The sequence below is a fragment of the Pseudomonas alkylphenolica genome (assembly GCF_016009175.1).
GTDB classification, from domain to species: Bacteria; Pseudomonadota; Gammaproteobacteria; order Pseudomonadales; family Pseudomonadaceae; genus Aquipseudomonas; species Aquipseudomonas alkylphenolica_B.
This window is the reverse complement of sequence record NZ_JADUCM010000001.1, coordinates 183,442-198,992: the sequence shown is the minus strand read 5'-3', so window position 1 is coordinate 198,992 and position 15,551 is coordinate 183,442. Positions and strand designations below refer to the sequence as shown.

Annotated in this window: 13 protein-coding genes; 4 read left to right on the top strand and 9 right to left on the bottom strand. The window is 60.4% G+C overall.

Annotated elements, in window-relative coordinates; translation table 11 throughout:
- The first annotated feature begins 5 nt into the window (after nucleotides 1-5).
- A complete protein-coding gene (locus tag I5S59_RS00980; protein ID WP_197874982.1) occupies nucleotides 6-1,331 on the top strand; it encodes an LLM class flavin-dependent oxidoreductase in 1,326 nt (441 codons plus the stop codon).
- Between the two features lie 35 nt (nucleotides 1,332-1,366).
- Here I5S59_RS00980 and I5S59_RS00975 read toward each other — a convergent pair whose 3' ends face one another.
- The gene (locus I5S59_RS00975; protein WP_197874981.1) at nucleotides 1,367-1,837 is read right to left on the bottom strand and encodes a winged helix-turn-helix transcriptional regulator; all 471 of its coding nucleotides are present in this window, start codon (nucleotides 1,835-1,837) and stop codon (nucleotides 1,367-1,369) included.
- 135 nt (nucleotides 1,838-1,972) lie between these two features.
- Between I5S59_RS00975 and I5S59_RS00970 the strand changes: the two genes are divergently transcribed.
- Nucleotides 1,973-3,256: an MFS transporter gene (locus I5S59_RS00970; RefSeq protein WP_197874980.1), complete on the top strand. Its 1,284-nt coding sequence runs from the start codon at nucleotides 1,973-1,975 to the stop codon at nucleotides 3,254-3,256.
- Here I5S59_RS00970 and I5S59_RS00965 read toward each other — a convergent pair.
- On the bottom strand, nucleotides 3,180-3,806 hold the full coding sequence (locus tag I5S59_RS00965; RefSeq protein WP_197874979.1) for a LysE family translocator: 627 nt from the start codon (nucleotides 3,804-3,806) through the stop codon (nucleotides 3,180-3,182). The genes I5S59_RS00970 and I5S59_RS00965 overlap by 77 nt on opposite strands.
- Before the next feature lie 746 nt (nucleotides 3,807-4,552).
- Here I5S59_RS00965 and I5S59_RS00960 point away from each other — a divergent pair.
- On the top strand, nucleotides 4,553-5,191 hold the full coding sequence (locus I5S59_RS00960) for a dihydrofolate reductase family protein (RefSeq protein ID WP_197874978.1): 639 nt from the start codon (nucleotides 4,553-4,555) through the stop codon (nucleotides 5,189-5,191).
- Here the strand turns inward: I5S59_RS00960 and I5S59_RS00955 are convergent.
- From I5S59_RS00955 to I5S59_RS00940, 4 genes are all read right to left on the bottom strand, one after another.
- Entirely contained in the window at nucleotides 5,176-6,684 is a 1,509-nt protein-coding gene (locus I5S59_RS00955; RefSeq protein ID WP_197874977.1) for a sensor histidine kinase, read from the bottom strand. The genes I5S59_RS00960 and I5S59_RS00955 overlap by 16 nt on opposite strands.
- A 225-nt stretch (nucleotides 6,685-6,909) precedes the next feature.
- The gene (locus I5S59_RS00950; protein ID WP_197874976.1) at nucleotides 6,910-7,701 is read right to left on the bottom strand and encodes an SDR family oxidoreductase; all 792 of its coding nucleotides are present in this window, start codon (nucleotides 7,699-7,701) and stop codon (nucleotides 6,910-6,912) included.
- A gap of 12 nt (nucleotides 7,702-7,713) precedes the next feature.
- The gene (locus I5S59_RS00945) at nucleotides 7,714-9,030 is read right to left on the bottom strand and encodes an MFS transporter (RefSeq protein WP_197874975.1); all 1,317 of its coding nucleotides are present in this window, start codon (nucleotides 9,028-9,030) and stop codon (nucleotides 7,714-7,716) included.
- 44 nt (nucleotides 9,031-9,074) lie between these two features.
- On the bottom strand, nucleotides 9,075-10,013 hold the full coding sequence (locus tag I5S59_RS00940; protein WP_197874974.1) for a 3-keto-5-aminohexanoate cleavage protein: 939 nt from the start codon (nucleotides 10,011-10,013) through the stop codon (nucleotides 9,075-9,077).
- 117 nt (nucleotides 10,014-10,130) lie between these two features.
- Here I5S59_RS00940 and I5S59_RS00935 point away from each other — a divergent pair, with 117 nt between their 5' ends.
- On the top strand, nucleotides 10,131-11,159 hold the full coding sequence (locus I5S59_RS00935) for an AraC family transcriptional regulator (protein ID WP_197874973.1): 1,029 nt from the start codon (nucleotides 10,131-10,133) through the stop codon (nucleotides 11,157-11,159).
- A gap of 30 nt (nucleotides 11,160-11,189) precedes the next feature.
- Here I5S59_RS00935 and I5S59_RS00930 read toward each other — a convergent pair whose 3' ends face one another.
- The 3 genes from I5S59_RS00930 to I5S59_RS00920 all read right to left on the bottom strand — a co-directional run bounded on the left by I5S59_RS00930 (nucleotide 11,190) and on the right by I5S59_RS00920 (nucleotide 15,477).
- Nucleotides 11,190-12,455 carry an OprD family porin gene (locus tag I5S59_RS00930; protein ID WP_197874972.1) on the bottom strand — a complete coding sequence of 422 codons (1,266 nt, stop codon included), beginning with the start codon at nucleotides 12,453-12,455 and terminating at the stop codon, nucleotides 11,190-11,192.
- A gap of 172 nt (nucleotides 12,456-12,627) precedes the next feature.
- Nucleotides 12,628-13,923 (bottom strand): DUF1254 domain-containing protein, encoded by a 1,296-nt coding sequence (locus tag I5S59_RS00925; protein ID WP_197874971.1) that lies wholly within the window; start codon nucleotides 13,921-13,923, stop codon nucleotides 12,628-12,630.
- 63 nt (nucleotides 13,924-13,986) lie between these two features.
- A complete protein-coding gene (locus I5S59_RS00920; RefSeq protein WP_197874970.1) occupies nucleotides 13,987-15,477 on the bottom strand; it encodes a DUF1254 domain-containing protein in 1,491 nt (496 codons plus the stop codon).
- Nucleotides 15,478-15,551 lie beyond the last annotated feature (74 nt).

Sequence of the window (15,551 nt, the reverse complement as noted above, 5' to 3'; positions counted from 1 at the left end):
TGCGTATGACAGCTAAGACAATGAGCCTGGGCGCGTTTCTGATGAGCAGCGGCCATCACCTGGCTGCCTGGCGCCACCCGCGCGCGTGGGCCGGCGGCGGCCTGGATTTCCAGCACTTCAAGCACCTGGCGAAAACTGCAGAACGCGGCAAGTTCGACGCGATATTCTTCGCCGACAACCTGGCGCTGATGGGCTCGCCGGAGCTCGGCCAGTACACCACCGCTGGCGATGTCTTCGACCCGCTGGTGTTGCTCTCGGGGCTGGCGGCCGTGACCGAGCGCATCGGCCTGGTCTCGACCGTGTCGACCAGCTACAACGAACCCTACTTGCTGGCACGCAAGTTCGCCTCCCTCGACCACTTGAGCAACGGCCGCAGCGGCTGGAACCTGGTGACTTCGGCGACCGACCTGGAAGCGCTGAACTTTGGCCGCGACAAGCATTTCGACCACGGCGACCGCTACCAGCGTGCCGAAGAGTTTATCGATGTGGTGACCGGGTTATGGGACAGCTTCGAAGACAACGCCTTTGTCCGCGACAAAGCCAGCGGGGTGTTTTTTCAGCCCGACACACTGCATGTGCTCAACCACCAGGGTGAACACTATCGGGTGCGCGGGCCACTGAACATTCCGCGCACGCCACAGGGCTACCCGGTGCTGATTCAGGCGGGCTCGTCGGAGCCGGGCAAAGCCCTGGCGGCGCGTACTGCCGAGGTGGTGTTCACCGCACAGCAGACGCTGGGCAATGCCCAGGCGTTTTATGCCGACGTCAAAGGCCGTCTCGCCGGCTACGGGCGGCGCCCGGAGCAGCTGAAAATCATGCCGGGCATTTCGCCGGTGATCGGCCGTACGCAAAGCGAAGCGGAAGATAAATTCCAACAGCTGCAAGACCTGATCGAACCGCGGGTCGGGCTCGGGATGCTGGCCGGCATGGCCGGTGGCTTCGACCTGTCCGGCTATGACCTGGACGGACCGTTGCCGGAGCTGCCGCTGAGCAACTCGATGCAAAGCCGCCAGGCGTTGTTCATTGACCTGGCCCGCCGGGAGAACCTCAGCATCCGCCAGCTGTACCTGAAGGTCGCCGGTGCCCGCGGCCACCACACCGTGATCGGCACGCCCGAGACCATCGCCGATACCCTGGAGCAATGGTTCCTCGAAGAGGCCGCCGACGGCTTCAACATCATGCCGCCGTTCCTGCCCGAAGGGCTGGATGACTTCGTCGAGGGTGTGGTGCCGTTGCTGCAACAGCGTGGCTTGTTCCGCCGTGAATACAGCGGCACTACCCTGCGCGATCACCTGGGGCTGGAACGCCCGGCCAATCGCTACGCGCGATAACAGATCACTCGTTGAACGCAATAGCGGGCCCCTTGTCAGTCAGCGACGGGGGCCTCGCCATCGACGCACCGCACCCGGTGGCACTGAGCGGGTTCGAGCTTTTCACCGCTTGATGAGCGCACTTCCAGCGGCATCAGCGGCTGGCCCGACGCATTGTCCAACAGCACAGAACGCACCTCGCCCGGCTCGAACAAAAAGCGCTCGCCCCACTGCCGCAAGCTGATGACCACCGGAAACACCGCCCGGCCTTTTTCCGTCAGCACATATTCCTTGTAGGCGCTGCCATCGGATGCCGGCCGAACGTCGAACACACCCACCTCAACCAGCGTTTTCAGGCGCGATGCCAGAATGTTCTTGGCCACGCCCAGGCTCTTCTGAAATTCGCTGAAGCGGCGAATCCCATCAAACGCGTCGCGAAGGATCATCAGCGACCAGCGATCGCCGATCGCCTCAAGCGTTCTGGCCACCGGGCATTCCGTTCGTTGCGTTGAAGTCTCTTCGACCATCGTGTTGACCTTCCAGACGGCTGATACACCGGTGCTTTGCAGCAAACCGGGCAATGTGGTTGCAATTTGAAACCGGAAACCGTAACAATGAATCCAGTTCTGAATTGCAACCAGTTTAGCGCCATGGAGGATTACATGACAGCCGATGCCGACTCAGCCATCCAGCACTGCCCCCGTCAACAAGCGCCTGGGCTTTCTGCATCGCTGACATTCCTGTTTGCGGTCACTTGCGCACTTGCCGTCGCCAACGTTTACTTTGCGCAACCCCTGCTCGACTCAATGGCGCAGAGTCTGGGTGTGGCGCCGTCCATGATCGGCATTGTGGTGACCGCGACCCAGGTGGGCTACGCCCTGGGGTTGCTGTTCATCGTGCCACTCGGTGATCTGCTCAACCGCAAGCGCCTGATCCTGACTCAAGTGGTGCTGTCTGCCGGTGCACTGGCGGCAGCCGGCGCATCCCGGCAATGGCTGGCCCTGCTCGGGGCGATGACCGTGGTGGGCTTGCTGGCGGTGGTGGTTCAGGTGCTGGTGGCTTACGCCGCCACAGTGGCAACGCCGTCACAACGCGGGCAGGCCGTGGGCACGGTGACCAGTGGCATTGTCCTGGGCATTCTGTTGGCGCGATTTACCGCAGGGCTGATAGCAGACATCGCGAGCTGGCGGGCCGTTTACTTTGCGTCATCAGCGTTGATGCTGATCCTCGCGACCGTGTTGTGGCGAAAGGTTCCTGTCGCCACCACGCCCAGGAATGCTGCCTCGTACCCGGCGCTGATCAAGTCATTGTTCACCCTGTTCGTCACCGAACCCACCTTGCGCACCCGGGGCCTGCTGGCCTTGCTGATTTTCGCTGCGTTCTCTGTGCTGTGGACTGCCATGGTGCTCCCCCTGAGTGCCCCGCCGCTGTCGCTTTCCCATACCGCCATCGGCCTGTTTGGCCTGGCCGGTGTCGCCGGTGCGATGGCCGCCAGAGGTGCCGGCCGCTGGGCTGATCGGGGCCACGGGCAACGCGTGACGGGGATAGCGCTGGGGCTGCTGACACTGTCGTGGCTGCCCATCCTGTTTACCGAGACCTCCCTGGTCGCGCTGGTGGCTGGCGTCATCCTGCTCGATTTCGCGGTACAGGCCGTCCACGTCACCAACCAGCACATCATCTTCGCCGCACGGCCCGATGCCCACAGCCGTCTGGTGGGTGCCTACATGTGCTTCTACTCGGTCGGCAGCGCACTGGGCGCAGCCGCTGCAACAATGGTCTATGCACAATGGGGGTGGGCGGCCGTCAGCCTGCTGGGTGCGCTGATCAGCGCCAGTGCACTGGTTATCTGGATACTGACGACGAGCCGCTTCACTTCTGGCTCAGGGTCGCGATCGACACGCCCGATGCCACAAAGGTCACCCCGGCGCCCACGTTCAAGCCGTTGACCAGCCGCGGGCGCGAACGCAGAAAACCTGACAGCGCCGTGGCGAAAATCCCCATGAGGGCAAAGCCGACGGCGGTCAGTACTGCGAACCACAGGCCGTACCCCAGCATCTGCAGCGTGACCGAACCGCGCTGCGGGTCGACGAACTGGGGGATGAAGGCCAGCACGAACAGGCCCGGTTTGGGGTTGAGTGCCGCCGACAGGAACCCGGTGAGGAAAATGTTCGACAAGGGTTGCCGGGCAGCCGGCTGGAAGCTGAACAGCGAACGGCTGCGCAGTACTTTGATCCCCAGCCAGAGCAGGTAACCCGCGCCGATGAGCTTGACGATCCAGAAGGCGATGGCCGAGGTCTGCATCAACAACGTCAGCCCTAACGAAGCGGCTGCCACATGGAAAAGAATTCCCGAACCCGATGCCAGGCCGGACGCAATCGCCGCTGCCCTGCCCTGGCTCAGCCCGCGGCCGACCGCCAGCAGATTGTCCGGCCCGGGTGAAATCACCAGCAGCAGGCAGGCCAGGGTATAAACAAGCCAGGTATCAAGCGGAAACATGAGGCGCTCCTTGCACAAGGTCAGGCGCTTTGCGCGCCGTGGGGTGGGAAAACTTTAGCGTGCCGTGCAGGTGCAGACAATTGCGTGGACGACGAACGGAATGGGCGTGCATCGGGGGTGAATGGCACGGGCTGAAGCCGCTCCCACAGGGGCCTGATCCCCATGCCTTCGATTCACACCGCCATTCCGTAGGAGCGTGGCTTGCCCGCGAAGAACGAAGACGCAGTATAGCCGACACACCGCAGCGCCTGATTCGCCGGCAAGCCTGGCTCCTACAGATTCACACCGCCTTCCCGTAGGAGCGTGGCTTGCCCGCGAAGAACGAAGACGCGGTATAGCCGACACACCGCAGCGCCTGGTTCGCCGGCAAGCCTGGCTCCTACAGATTCACACCGCCATTCCGTAGGAGCATGGCTTGCCCGCGAAGACCGAAGACACGGTATAGCCGACACACCGCAGCGTCTGGTTCGCCGGCAAACCTGGCTCCTACGGAATTACACCGCCATTCCGTAGGAGCGTGGCTTGCACGCGAAGAACGAAGACGCGGTATAGCTGACACACCACAGCGTCTGGTTCGCCGGCAAGCCTGGCGCCTACAGGTCTGTGGTGTACCCGATATCTATGGGAGCTGGCGGCAGCCTGCGATCGAGCACAACAGGCAACCATCCATCCCGACCGCTGCCGCGCTCTCCCCTCTCACCTATGCTGACATCAGTCACCGACGCGCTTTTCGTGAGAGAACCATCATGAGCAAAGTATTTGTGAACATCGGGCTGAGCCTTGATGGCTACATGGCGCCGGAAGGGATGAGCATCGAGCATTGGGACAACCCTGAGTACAAGCACTGGGGCGCCAAGTGGGGGGCGCTGATGAGCTGGATACTCAAGCAGCAATATTTCCGCGAAAACCTCCAGTTCGGGACGGGCGGCGAGACCGGCCCGGTCAACGACATGCTGCGCCACACCATGGAACGTAGCGGCGCCAGCATCATGGGCAAGCGAATGTTTGATGCAGGCGAGCGAAGCTGGCCGGAGGAAGCGCCGTTTCACACACCCGTGTATGTGCTCACCCACGAGAAACGCGAACCCTGGGTCCGGCCGGGTGGCACGACGTTCCATTTCGTCAACGATGGGCCCGCGCGTGCCCTCGAAAAGGCCCGGGCGTCCGCAGGCGGTCGTGACATCCGCATCTCGGGTGGCGCGGAGGTGATACAGCAGTACTTGAACATGAACGCCATTGACGAGCTCGAAATCGCCCTGGCCCCCGTAGTGTTTGGCGGTGGCAGACGCCTGTTCGAGCACCTTCAGGATCCCGCGCCGCAGTTTCGAATCGACAAGATGCTCAATACGCCTGACGCCACCCACCTGCGCTATGTGCGTGCTTGAACCCTGCTTGCCATCCGGAAGCACAAGTTGACGGTTGTGCCCCTGCTTTTGCTGGTGCTCAGGCTGGCGTGGCCACCAAATCGTTTCATGATCAACTTCACCAGCATCAACCCGATGCCAAACCCTCCGTGTTTTACAGAGCAACGGGGTCGAAACAGCGCTTTTTGCTGGGCGGCGGTCATACCCTTGCCGGTGTCACGCAGTACGATGCTCAAACGCCTGAACGCGCTCTGACTTATTGCTATGTACAGAACACCCCCGTCCGGCATCGCATCAATCGCATTGGATACCAGGCTGTTCAATATCTGGACAAGCAGTTGATGATGCCCCGTTACCGGCAGCGTGCTGGTCGCTGAAAACTCCACATGCACATTGGCGCTGCACAGGGGAAGCTCATATTCCCGAAGGGTTTCCAATACCGCTTCCACCGGATCGACCGTTCCGATTTCACCCTTTAGCGAAGTGGATGCACCATGCAGCTCCTTGATCCATTCCGACATGCGATCAACCTGGCTGATGATGTCGCCGATGTTCTTGCACGCCGCTTGAGTGCCGCTTTCCAGGGCCAGTTCGGCACTGGAGCGAACCACAGCCAGAGGGTTGCGCAAGTTGTGAGCCACTACGCTGGACACTTCGTTGAGCAAGGCGGCCATTTCGCTATCGATATTTTTTTGCAGCCGCCAGGGCAGGATGCCACCCCGCTTGCCGGTAAATGAGAGCAGGCCCAGGAAAATCAGCGCGCCGCCAATGGAGCAGGCGAACCACACCACCAGGTAACCTGAACGGGTACTCGCGAGCCACCCCGGAGGAGCCGTATAGAACTCAACGACCGAGGGTACTTTCCCCGCGGTGTTTACGAGCGGGATATAGTTCTCAATGAATATGCTGCTTGGCTGTCGCGTGAACTGCTGTTCATTGTGACCGTCCTTGACCTGGTGATAGCTGGCAACGACGCCGTTCTTGCTGGACTCCGCGCTTTCAAGCTCTTCGTCATTGGAGAAACGCTGACCGATCAGCTTGGGATTGCTGGACCAGATAATGAACTTGTCCGGCGCATAAACGTTGATCAACAACGTGTCCGGCTGCTTGGCAATGTTGCTCAGGCTTTCAAAGAATGCACGCCGCGACTTCTGCCGGTTAACCTGGGCTTCATGAGACAAAGCACCGTCTTGACGCGGGTCCAGCACGTCGCTGGTTTGAAAACCGGCCAGTCCCATGTCCTTTGCGTCCACGGCCCCCAAGGCCTGGATAAACTTGGCAGTGAGTGTCGTGTTTTGCTGGGTGCCTGCATTGAAGATGGACCGACTGGCAATAAAGCCAAATAAAATGGCGAGCAAAATCACAGCCGACCCGATCAACAGTGACGATCTCCGGATGTGTTTGAGGTGACCCAGACGTGAGGCCATGCTTTGGGTATCGCCCCGGATGCGTTCATCCAGACTCGGTGTATGGAGCGCTGAAGGTGGCGGGGTTATCTCGTGAGTTGGCTGCATGCGCTTCGCACCTCGAGACGTGAGGACGTAATCTGCAATCTGGATTAGGGAACAAGCACGCAGCATGCCAAGCCCTCAGCCCATGAAGTATGGGCTGAGGGCGAAGACACACCTGATTCGTTACCCAGAAAACCCCCTCATTTGGGGATATCTGGGCTTTTTCCCCACCCGATCGGGGGTTCGCCGGCAAGCCTGGCGCCTACAGATCACAACGTCGCGCTGCCGTCAGAGGTACTCGACATTGCCGTCGACGCTGATGGCCTGCCCGGTGATGTTGGTGGCCGCCTGTGAAGACAGGAAAAGCGCCATGGCGGCCACGTCTTCCATCGTCACCATCCGGCGCAACGAGATTTTCTCCAGGTACTGCTCGCGCATGGACTCGAAGCTGATGTCCAGCGCCTTGGCGCGGGCATCGATGACCCGGTCCATGCGCTCCCCTGCCACGACGCCGGGCAGAATGGCATTGACGCGGATGTTGTCCGGCCCCAGCTCGTTGGCCAGCGATTTCATCAAGCCGACAATCGCCCATTTGGTCGAGGCGTAGGGTGTGCGGAACGGATAGCCCAAGCGCCCGGCCACCGACGACATGGCAATGATGTGCGGGTTCCGGGCCGACTGCTTCAAGTACGGCACCGCTTTGCTCAGGAAGTAATACTGGCTGTTGAGGTTGGTCGAGACCGTCTGCTCCCACGCGTCTGCATCCAGGTCCTCGATGTTGCCGGTGGGCCCGGCAATGCCGGCGTTGTTGACGAGCACATCGAGGCCACCCAGCACCGCAAGCGCTTCGTCCATGACCCGGTCGACCTGCTGCTTGACGCCGACATCAGCGACGCCGCCGTGCATGCCCGGGTATTCCCGCTTCATCTGCTCAACGGCGCTGGCGTTGATATCGCAAATATAGATATGCGCACCCACCTCATGAAACGCCTTGGCGATTACCGCGCCGATGCCGGCGGCGCCGCCGGTGATGATCACCTTCAGGTTCGGTGGTGGTGTCAGCAAATCAACAATCTTCATGATCAACTCCTCTTATTCATTGAGCGGTTGCGGCGTCGGCTCGGCTTTGATTGCCCGGGCCAGCAACGGCACCAGCAGCAGTCCCAGAATCGCGGCAGCCACGATCACGTAGAAACCCGACGAGCTCAAGCCCGAGGCTTTCTCTGCCAGGCCGAACAGGTACGGGCCGGCAAAGCCGCCGAGCAAACCGATGGTGTTGATGAAGGCCAACCCGGCCGCCGCCTGAATGCCCTGCAGGCGCTTCATGGCAATGGCCCAGTAGATCGGCAATACCCCGCCGGCGAAAAACGCCGTGGCGGTAAACAGCGCGATACGCGCCGCGGCGTCATCAATCAGGGTGAACGCCAGGGAGCTTGCGATCAGGCCACAGGTAAACAGCCCCAGGCAGTAGCAATCGCGCGCGATACGACGGTGAATCCGCGGCAGCACCAACACCCCGGCCAGAAAGCCGATGCCGACACTGCTGGACAACAGGCCGACGGTCAACGGCGAAGTGATCTGCATTTGCTGGATGATCGACGGCGTGAAAAACACCAGCCCCACGAACGCGACCTGGTTGAGGAAGTAGATCAAGCCGATCAGGATCGTGGTCGGGCGTTTCAGTGCCTTGACCCAATGCCCGGAGTACTCGTGGGAATTGGCATGGCCGGGCAACAGCGCATGGGCCTCCAGGGAGTCGGCCTCTGCCTTGGTCAACCAGCGGGCATCACGCGGACGCTCCGGGAGCTTGAACCAGAGGATTACCCCAACAACGATGCTGGGCAGGCCTTCAAGCAGAAACATCCATTGCCAGCCGTGCAGCCCGCCGATGCCGTCCATCTTCATCAGCGCGCCGCCGATGGGGTTGCCGATGACCAGTGCCAGGGCCGGCGCAAGGTAGATCCAGCCAATGGCAATCGCACGGTCCTTGGGCGCAAACCACAGCGTGACCATGTACATCAGCGCCGGAAACAGGCCGGCTTCGGCGATGCCCAGCAGCAAGCGCAGCGCGTAGAAGGACCACTCACCCTGCACGAACATCATCGCCGACGACAAGGCGCCCCAGCTCACGGCGATCCGGGCGATCCAGCGCCGCGGCCCGATGCGGTGGGCCAGCAGGTTGCTCGGCACCTCCAGCAATGCATAGCCAATGAAGAAAATTCCCGCGCCCAGGCCATAGGCGGCCGCACTGATGCCGAGGTCGACGCTCAGCGCCGTCTTGGCCAGCGCGACGTTGGTGCGATCCAGATACGACATGAAGTAGATCGCGCACATCAGCGGTATCAGTCGGGTCATTGCCCGCCGGGTGGCGAGCCAATGCGTCTCAGCGGTACTGAGCATGATGGTCATGGTGGAACCTCTTGTTGTTATTTTTTTGGGTTTTGGCAAAACGCTTACAGGTGAACGTTGTGCTTGCCCTTGAGCCCGAGCATTTTCCGGGCTTCGTCAGGTGTGGCGATTTCATAGGACAGCTCTTCGAGAATGTGACGGACTTTGCGCACCTGCTCGGCATTGGTCTTGGCCTTGACGCCTTTGGCCAGGTAGATGCTGTCTTCCAGGCCGACGCGCACGTTGCCGCCCATGATCACGCCCATGGTCACGAACGGCAGCTGATGACGGCCGGCGCCAAGGATGGAAAATTCATAGTTCTCACGGCCAAACAGGCGATCCGCCGTGGCGCGCATGATGGTCATGTTCTCCGGGTCGGCACCGAGGCCGCCGAGGATACCGAAGCAGGACTGAATGAACAGCGGCGGTTTCACCAGCCCCTGTTCAACGAAGTACGCCAGGTTGTAGAGATGGCCGACGTCGTAGCATTCGAACTCGAAACGGGTGCCGTACTCACCCAGCTCCTGCATGATGCCTTTGATGTCCTTGAAGGTGTTCTTGAACACCACGTCTTCCATGCCTTCGATGTGCTCCTTCTCCCAGGCGTGTTCCCAGGTGGAAATCTTGCGGGCTATGGGGTGAATGGAGAAGTTCATCGAACCCATGTTCAGCGAGCACAGCTCCGGCTTGGCCAGCAGCGGGTAGGCCAGCCGCTGCGCCAGGGTCATGCGGGTGCTGCCGCCGGTGGTAATGTTGATGATGGCATCGGTGGCCTGGGCAATGGCCGGGACGAACTGGCTGAACACTGCCGGGTCCGGGGTCGGCCGGCCATCCAGCGGGTCGCGGGCATGCAGGTGCAAAATCGCCGCGCCAGCTTCGGCGGCTTCGATGGAGTGACGCTCGATGTCGGCAGGCGTCAGCGGCAGGTATTCGGACATCGATGGCGTATGCGTCGCACCGGTGATCGCGCAGGAAATGATGACTTTTCGGCTTGGCTGACTCATGGGGCTGACCTGTATTGTTATTGGGCTTTGCAGATGCGTGTTGCCCAGCTTATTGAATTTCCCGCGCATCGGTAAGATCATTAGCGGACAGCAATGAATCCTTAAAGGACAGCCCACATGCCACCGAAAATGCCGTTGTTCAACGAGCGTATCTACGCGCCGTACAAGATCGCCGCGCTGGTGGAAGTGCTTAGCGAACAGGGCATCGCGCCGGCCGACAGCTTGAAAGGCAGCGGTGTCGACGAGGACAAGATCTATGACGCCACGGCGCTGACCTCGGTGCGCCAGTACGCGACGGTGTGCGGCAATGCCCTGTCGTTGTCCAGCGATCCCGAAACACCGTTCAAGACCGGCTCGCGCCTGCACCTGTCCGCTTACGGCATGTACGGTTATGCACTGATGTCGTGCCTGTCGCTGCGCGACTACTTCCGGCTGGGTGTGAAGTACCACTCGCTGGCCACGCCGACGCTGACCATCGAATGGCATGAGTACGAAGACGAAGCGGTATGGACGTTCCCGGACGCCTCCAACCCGAGCCCGTCGCGGGAAATCAAGCAGTTCCTGATCGAGCAACAGTTCACGCAGCACGTGACCCACCTGCAGGATGTGTTCGGCAAAAGCTGCCCGCCGACCAAGGCCTGTTTTTCCTACCCGGCGCCGGCCCACGCGGCGATCTATTCGCAGTACCTGGGTTGCCCGTGCATTTTCGATCACGACCAGTGTGAGCTGCATTACGACAGCGCGATCCTCGATCAAAAGCCGCATCTGGCGCACCGGCTGACGGCGACCGTCCTGCAAGAGACCTGCGATCGCCTGATCGGACAGGCCAAGGTGTCGTCGGGGATTTCCGGCGAGGTGTACCAGATGATGATGCAAACGCCCGGCGAATTTCCCAGCATGGAAGCCGTGGCGGAAAAGCTGCACATGACCACCCGCAGCCTGCGGCGCAAACTCCAGGATGAAGACACTTCGTTCGTGACCATCACCGATGACGTGCGCTGCTCGCTGGCCATGGAGTACCTCAAGACCACGATCATGAGCACCGACGATATCGCGTTGCTGCTGGGCTTTTCCGAGCCGACCAACTTTCGCCGGGCCTTCAAGCGCTGGACCGGAAAAACCACCAAGGAGTATCGCCAGGGCTGAAGCGATGCTTCACCCCTGACGCAGGCGGGCTTAGAAAATCGACAACGGGTAGCTGACGATCAAGCGGTTTTCATTGAAGTCGGCCAGGTTGAAATCGCGCTTGATCACCGAGTTGCGCCAGCGCAGCGACAGCTCCTTCAACGCACCGCTTTGCACGACATAGGTCAACTCCGATTCGCGCCCCCACTCCTTGCCATCGGTAACACCAGCGGAATGCACATTCGAGCCGCGGATGTAGCGGTTCATCAAGGTCAGGCCCGGTACGCCCAGGGCGGCAAAATCAAAGTCGTGGCGCAGTTGCCAGGAACGCTCGTCAGCGAAGTCATAGCTGTTGCTGAAACTGTCGTTGGCCAGCGTCGCCCCGCTCGTCCCGTTCAGGCGCATCCAGTTGTCACCATCGACCTTTTGCAGACCGAGATAGAAGGTGCTGGCCCTGAAGCGCGCCGACAGCAACGCCGAATAGGTCTTGTTATCCAGTTCGCCCGCCAGCTTGCTGCCGTCATCCTCGCCACTGAAAAAGCCCAGGTTTGCCCCTAGCAGCCAACTGCCGACCTTCTGGCTGTGGGTGAAGTTGAAATAGCGCTGGTGGTAGATATCTTCCAGTTGCGCATACCAGGCGCCGACCTGGCTTTGGTTGTTGTTGAACGCGTATTCGGCACCGGCAAAATTGAACCGGTCCGAGGTCACGTCCGGTCGATTGAACATCGACATGCGCTCCATGCTGGCGTCGTTGCGCGGGCTGTTGGCGCGAAACTGCCCGCCGTAAAAGGTGAAGTTGTCGAGGTCTTTGGAAGTGATCTGCGCGCCACGGAACGTCTGCGGCAGCGAGCGGCCGTCGTCGGAACGGACCACCGGCAATGCCACCACCCATTCACCGACCTTGGCCTGGGTGTTGGCGAAGCGCACCTTTGCGGCCACCGCCAGGCGCCCGAAATTGTCGGCGGGCCGGCCGTCATCATGAACCGGCAGCAATTGCGTGTTGGTGGTGCCCTTGCCGCCATCGAGCTTTTGCGAATAGAGCCCCAGCGCATCCAGGCCAACGCCGACGGCGCCCGGAGTAAAGCCGGAGCGGGCGTCGAGGATCACGCTTTGCGTCCACTCCTCGGCCTTGCCTTGCGGGTAGGCGCTCTCGGTAAAGTTACGGTTGATGTAGTAGTTACGCAGGTTGGCGTTGACGTGGGCGTCTGCAAAAAAGCCATCGGCAAACACCGGAACGCTGGTCAACGCGCCGCCAAGTGCAAGCAATTTCACCGACGTCGAAACAGCCTGTGTATTGATCAGGGTGCAATATCGCATGAGGACTCTCTTTTGTTTTTATTGGGAGTAAGCAGAGTCAAGCGATACTAACGAGAATCCGGCTGATTCAAAGATCAATACCAGACAGCTTGGGATCTTAAAGGGACAATTGATTCAACCTGAACGGGCTCAAATGCCCTCCCGGACGGGAGGGCGTTGGAGCCGTGAACTGTCAGTGCGAGGTAACTTCGATGGGCGGGAACTTGTAGCCGCCGCCTTGCACGGCTTTGCTCGGACCATACAGCCTCAGTACGATGTAGGCGTCCTTCTCCGGGATTGGCAGGTAGTTGGGGTTGCTTTCGTCACCCTTGGCGCTCAACTCAATGGTGTATTCACCATTGGCATCCGGTTTCAGCGTACGGTCACCGCGGCTGTGACGATTGATGGCGTTGTGCGCCATCAGGCGGTTGTCCGAGCCATACACTGTGTAAGACCAGAATTGACTGACGTCAGGCGCCTTGAAGTGCATGGTGTAGGACTTGCCATTGGAGCCGTTGATCGGCTTGCCATCGGCGGCCGTCTCGGTGCGCAGGTAGATGCTTTCATCCGGTGGCAGGCCCCATTGGCCGATGTAGGTACCCTCTGCGAACAGGTCACGGGGGCCGTCGCCCAACTGCTCGCGGGTGCCCAGCAGCTTGCCGGCATCGGTCATCTTCGGCGCCAGATCCTTGATGTGCTTCATGCCCAGTTCTTCACCCTTCTTGGCCGCTGCCAGCTGCTCCTTGGTGAAGTTTTCCTTGCAAGGCTCGACACCGACCGACTTGTACTGGTCGAGCCATTTTTTGTCGGCCTGGCCCATGCTGCCGTCACACAGCACGAAGTTCACCCGTTGCAGCCAGTTGGTCTTGGCCGGGTCGGGGTAGGTACGCTGCTTGGCTTTCGGTCCGGGCTCGCCCAGGTAGGCCGAGAGCGTGCGAACGTTCCAGTCATCCATGTAGCCAAGGGCCTTCTTCTGGTCTTCAGGCCCGGTGGACATGATCCTGCCCATCAGTTTCACCAGGTTGGATTCGACACGAATCACCTCGGTGACACTGTCCGGCACTTCGCCTTTCCATTGCGGTGAGGCGAACATGAAGTGGCCACCCTTGGTGTCGCGGGTCCGCGATCCAATCATGGAAGTCGTGTAGTGGCCCATGTCCATGGTATGCAGGATCCAGTAACGGCCCTTTTCCATTTCCGGCACACTGACGATCACCGGCTCGGCGGCGACGTCCAGCCAGCCCATCAGGTGCAGGGTGTCGTTGTTGATGGTCGGGTGGTCTGTATACGTGTCATCGGCCAGGTGGCGGATGTTCTGGAAGCGGTTGAGCGGCGTATGGGTCTTCACCGCCGTCTCGTAGAAGAACTTGTACGCCTCATCCATGGAATAGCCATAGATGTAAGCGTCTTCGGCCAGTTTGTCCGGTATTTGCGCAAAGGCCGGCACGGCAAGCGACAGCAGGGCTGCTCCAAGCATCATGGGTTTCATCAACACTCCTTTGGGCTGGCGGGCCAGCCCTGTCGTTTGGTTATCGAAGGTGGCAGACAGCACTCAGGGGCTAACCCGTTCGAAATCGGGCAACTTGAAAGTCTTGTTGTTGAACGCTTCGGTGGGGCCATAGAAACGCATGGCCGGCAAGGGGCGCTTGCCCGAAGTGGGTATCCAGTTGGCTTCCTCACCTTGCGGGGCCGCCGGACCGACATAGATCGTCACGCCGCCATCGGCATTCTTCTTCATCTTGTCGACATCGAACGACGACAGCGTGGTGCGGTTGCTGTCGCTGTAGATGAACGAGAAGGTGGCGCGGTCATACACCGTCAGCGCCCAGAACTGCTTGACCGGCATGTCCTTGGGCACATCGAGTTTGTAGAGCTGACCGGCTTCCAGCGGTTTACCGTCCTTGTCGGCCATTGCCATCTGGTAAGAAGTAGCCGGCGAGTCGCTGAGCACCTTGGGCATGTAGGTGCACCAGAAGTATTCCGCTGCACGCTCGATCAGGTCGATGCGATCGTTATAGATGAACTTGAATTCGCGGTTGGCGTCTGCCTGCAACAGCGAGACGTAGTGGCGGTCTGGCCAGTAAACGCGCTTGGACATCTCGGTGTCGAACCATTGCTGGAGGTAGAACCAGGCATCGATCGCGGCCTGGTGCATGGCCCGCTTGGCAGTTTCGTCCGGTGCGAAGGGTTTGCCTTTGACGATGCCCAGGGACGACAACATGCCCATCATGACCTTGTCGTGTTCGCGCACCGGCTCAACGCTCATGATTGCGTGCATGTCCTCGAAGTGTCGTTCGTCGTAGAACGGCAATGTCGGGTAGCGTTCATGAGCGGGGTCGATGAACTTCTGCTGGGGTGGCGACTTGGCTTGTGACAGGTAGTACATACGCAGGCGCTTGGCATAGGCGTAGGCATCCTTGGCGGTCTTGCCCGCTGGCGGCACCGAGCGGAAGGCCAGGGCGATACGGAAGTTCGGCGAGCTGACGTGAATGTAGCCCTTGGGAACTTCGCCCTTGTAGTCAGGCGCCGTGAACACGTACTTGCCACCTTTGCCCTTGTCGAGCCCGGCCGGGCCGACGTCGGCGATGGTGAGCTGCCAGGCATCCACCACCTGGCCGTAAAGGCTGCCGTCAGCACTCGCGGACGGAATCTCCAGGACTACCGGGCCTTTGCGCAGGTCAGTGTAGGCAGCGATATAAGGCGTGGTGCTGTTAGCCGTAATGGCTTCAAGCTGAGGAGTAGCGGTTGCCGAATAGGCAATGATGTCGTTGTCCTTGTAGCCAAGATCCTTCTCGGCGGCACGGCGGAACGAATAGATCGCGATTGCCGGCATGTTCCATAAAATCGCTTCGAACGCACGCTGGTACTTGATCTGGTAGTCGAAATCCTTGACCGAGGGCACCGAGCCCTGTGGTGGCTGACCACCCAACGGCTCGGTTGCTGCCTGCACCGTGGCGATGGTGCACGTGGCGATTGCTGTTGCGAGCAGGCACGGCAAAAAACGGGAAGTCATCCGGGTCATCAATCCATCTACGACTTTCATTGAAAACTCCTGGGGGCAAGTACGAGGTTCGGTAGACCACGGACACTGAGGCTCGATCTGACGGCATAGAGGCG

Coding starts and splice junctions, on each gene's coding strand:
- I5S59_RS00980 (WP_197874982.1), top strand. CDS start 6: ATGACAGCTAAGACAATGAGCCTGGGCGCGTTTCTGATGAGCAGCGGC.
- I5S59_RS00975 (WP_197874981.1), bottom strand. CDS start 1,837: ATGGTCGAAGAGACTTCAACGCAACGAACGGAATGCCCGGTGGCCAGA.
- I5S59_RS00970 (WP_197874980.1), top strand. CDS start 1,973: ATGACAGCCGATGCCGACTCAGCCATCCAGCACTGCCCCCGTCAACAA.
- I5S59_RS00965 (WP_197874979.1), bottom strand. CDS start 3,806: ATGTTTCCGCTTGATACCTGGCTTGTTTATACCCTGGCCTGCCTGCTG.
- I5S59_RS00960 (WP_197874978.1), top strand. CDS start 4,553: ATGAGCAAAGTATTTGTGAACATCGGGCTGAGCCTTGATGGCTACATG.
- I5S59_RS00955 (WP_197874977.1), bottom strand. CDS start 6,684: ATGCAGCCAACTCACGAGATAACCCCGCCACCTTCAGCGCTCCATACA.
- I5S59_RS00950 (WP_197874976.1), bottom strand. CDS start 7,701: ATGAAGATTGTTGATTTGCTGACACCACCACCGAACCTGAAGGTGATC.
- I5S59_RS00945 (WP_197874975.1), bottom strand. CDS start 9,030: ATGACCATCATGCTCAGTACCGCTGAGACGCATTGGCTCGCCACCCGG.
- I5S59_RS00940 (WP_197874974.1), bottom strand. CDS start 10,013: ATGAGTCAGCCAAGCCGAAAAGTCATCATTTCCTGCGCGATCACCGGT.
- I5S59_RS00935 (WP_197874973.1), top strand. CDS start 10,131: ATGCCACCGAAAATGCCGTTGTTCAACGAGCGTATCTACGCGCCGTAC.
- I5S59_RS00930 (WP_197874972.1), bottom strand. CDS start 12,455: ATGCGATATTGCACCCTGATCAATACACAGGCTGTTTCGACGTCGGTG.
- I5S59_RS00925 (WP_197874971.1), bottom strand. CDS start 13,923: ATGAAACCCATGATGCTTGGAGCAGCCCTGCTGTCGCTTGCCGTGCCG.
- I5S59_RS00920 (WP_197874970.1), bottom strand. CDS start 15,477: ATGAAAGTCGTAGATGGATTGATGACCCGGATGACTTCCCGTTTTTTG.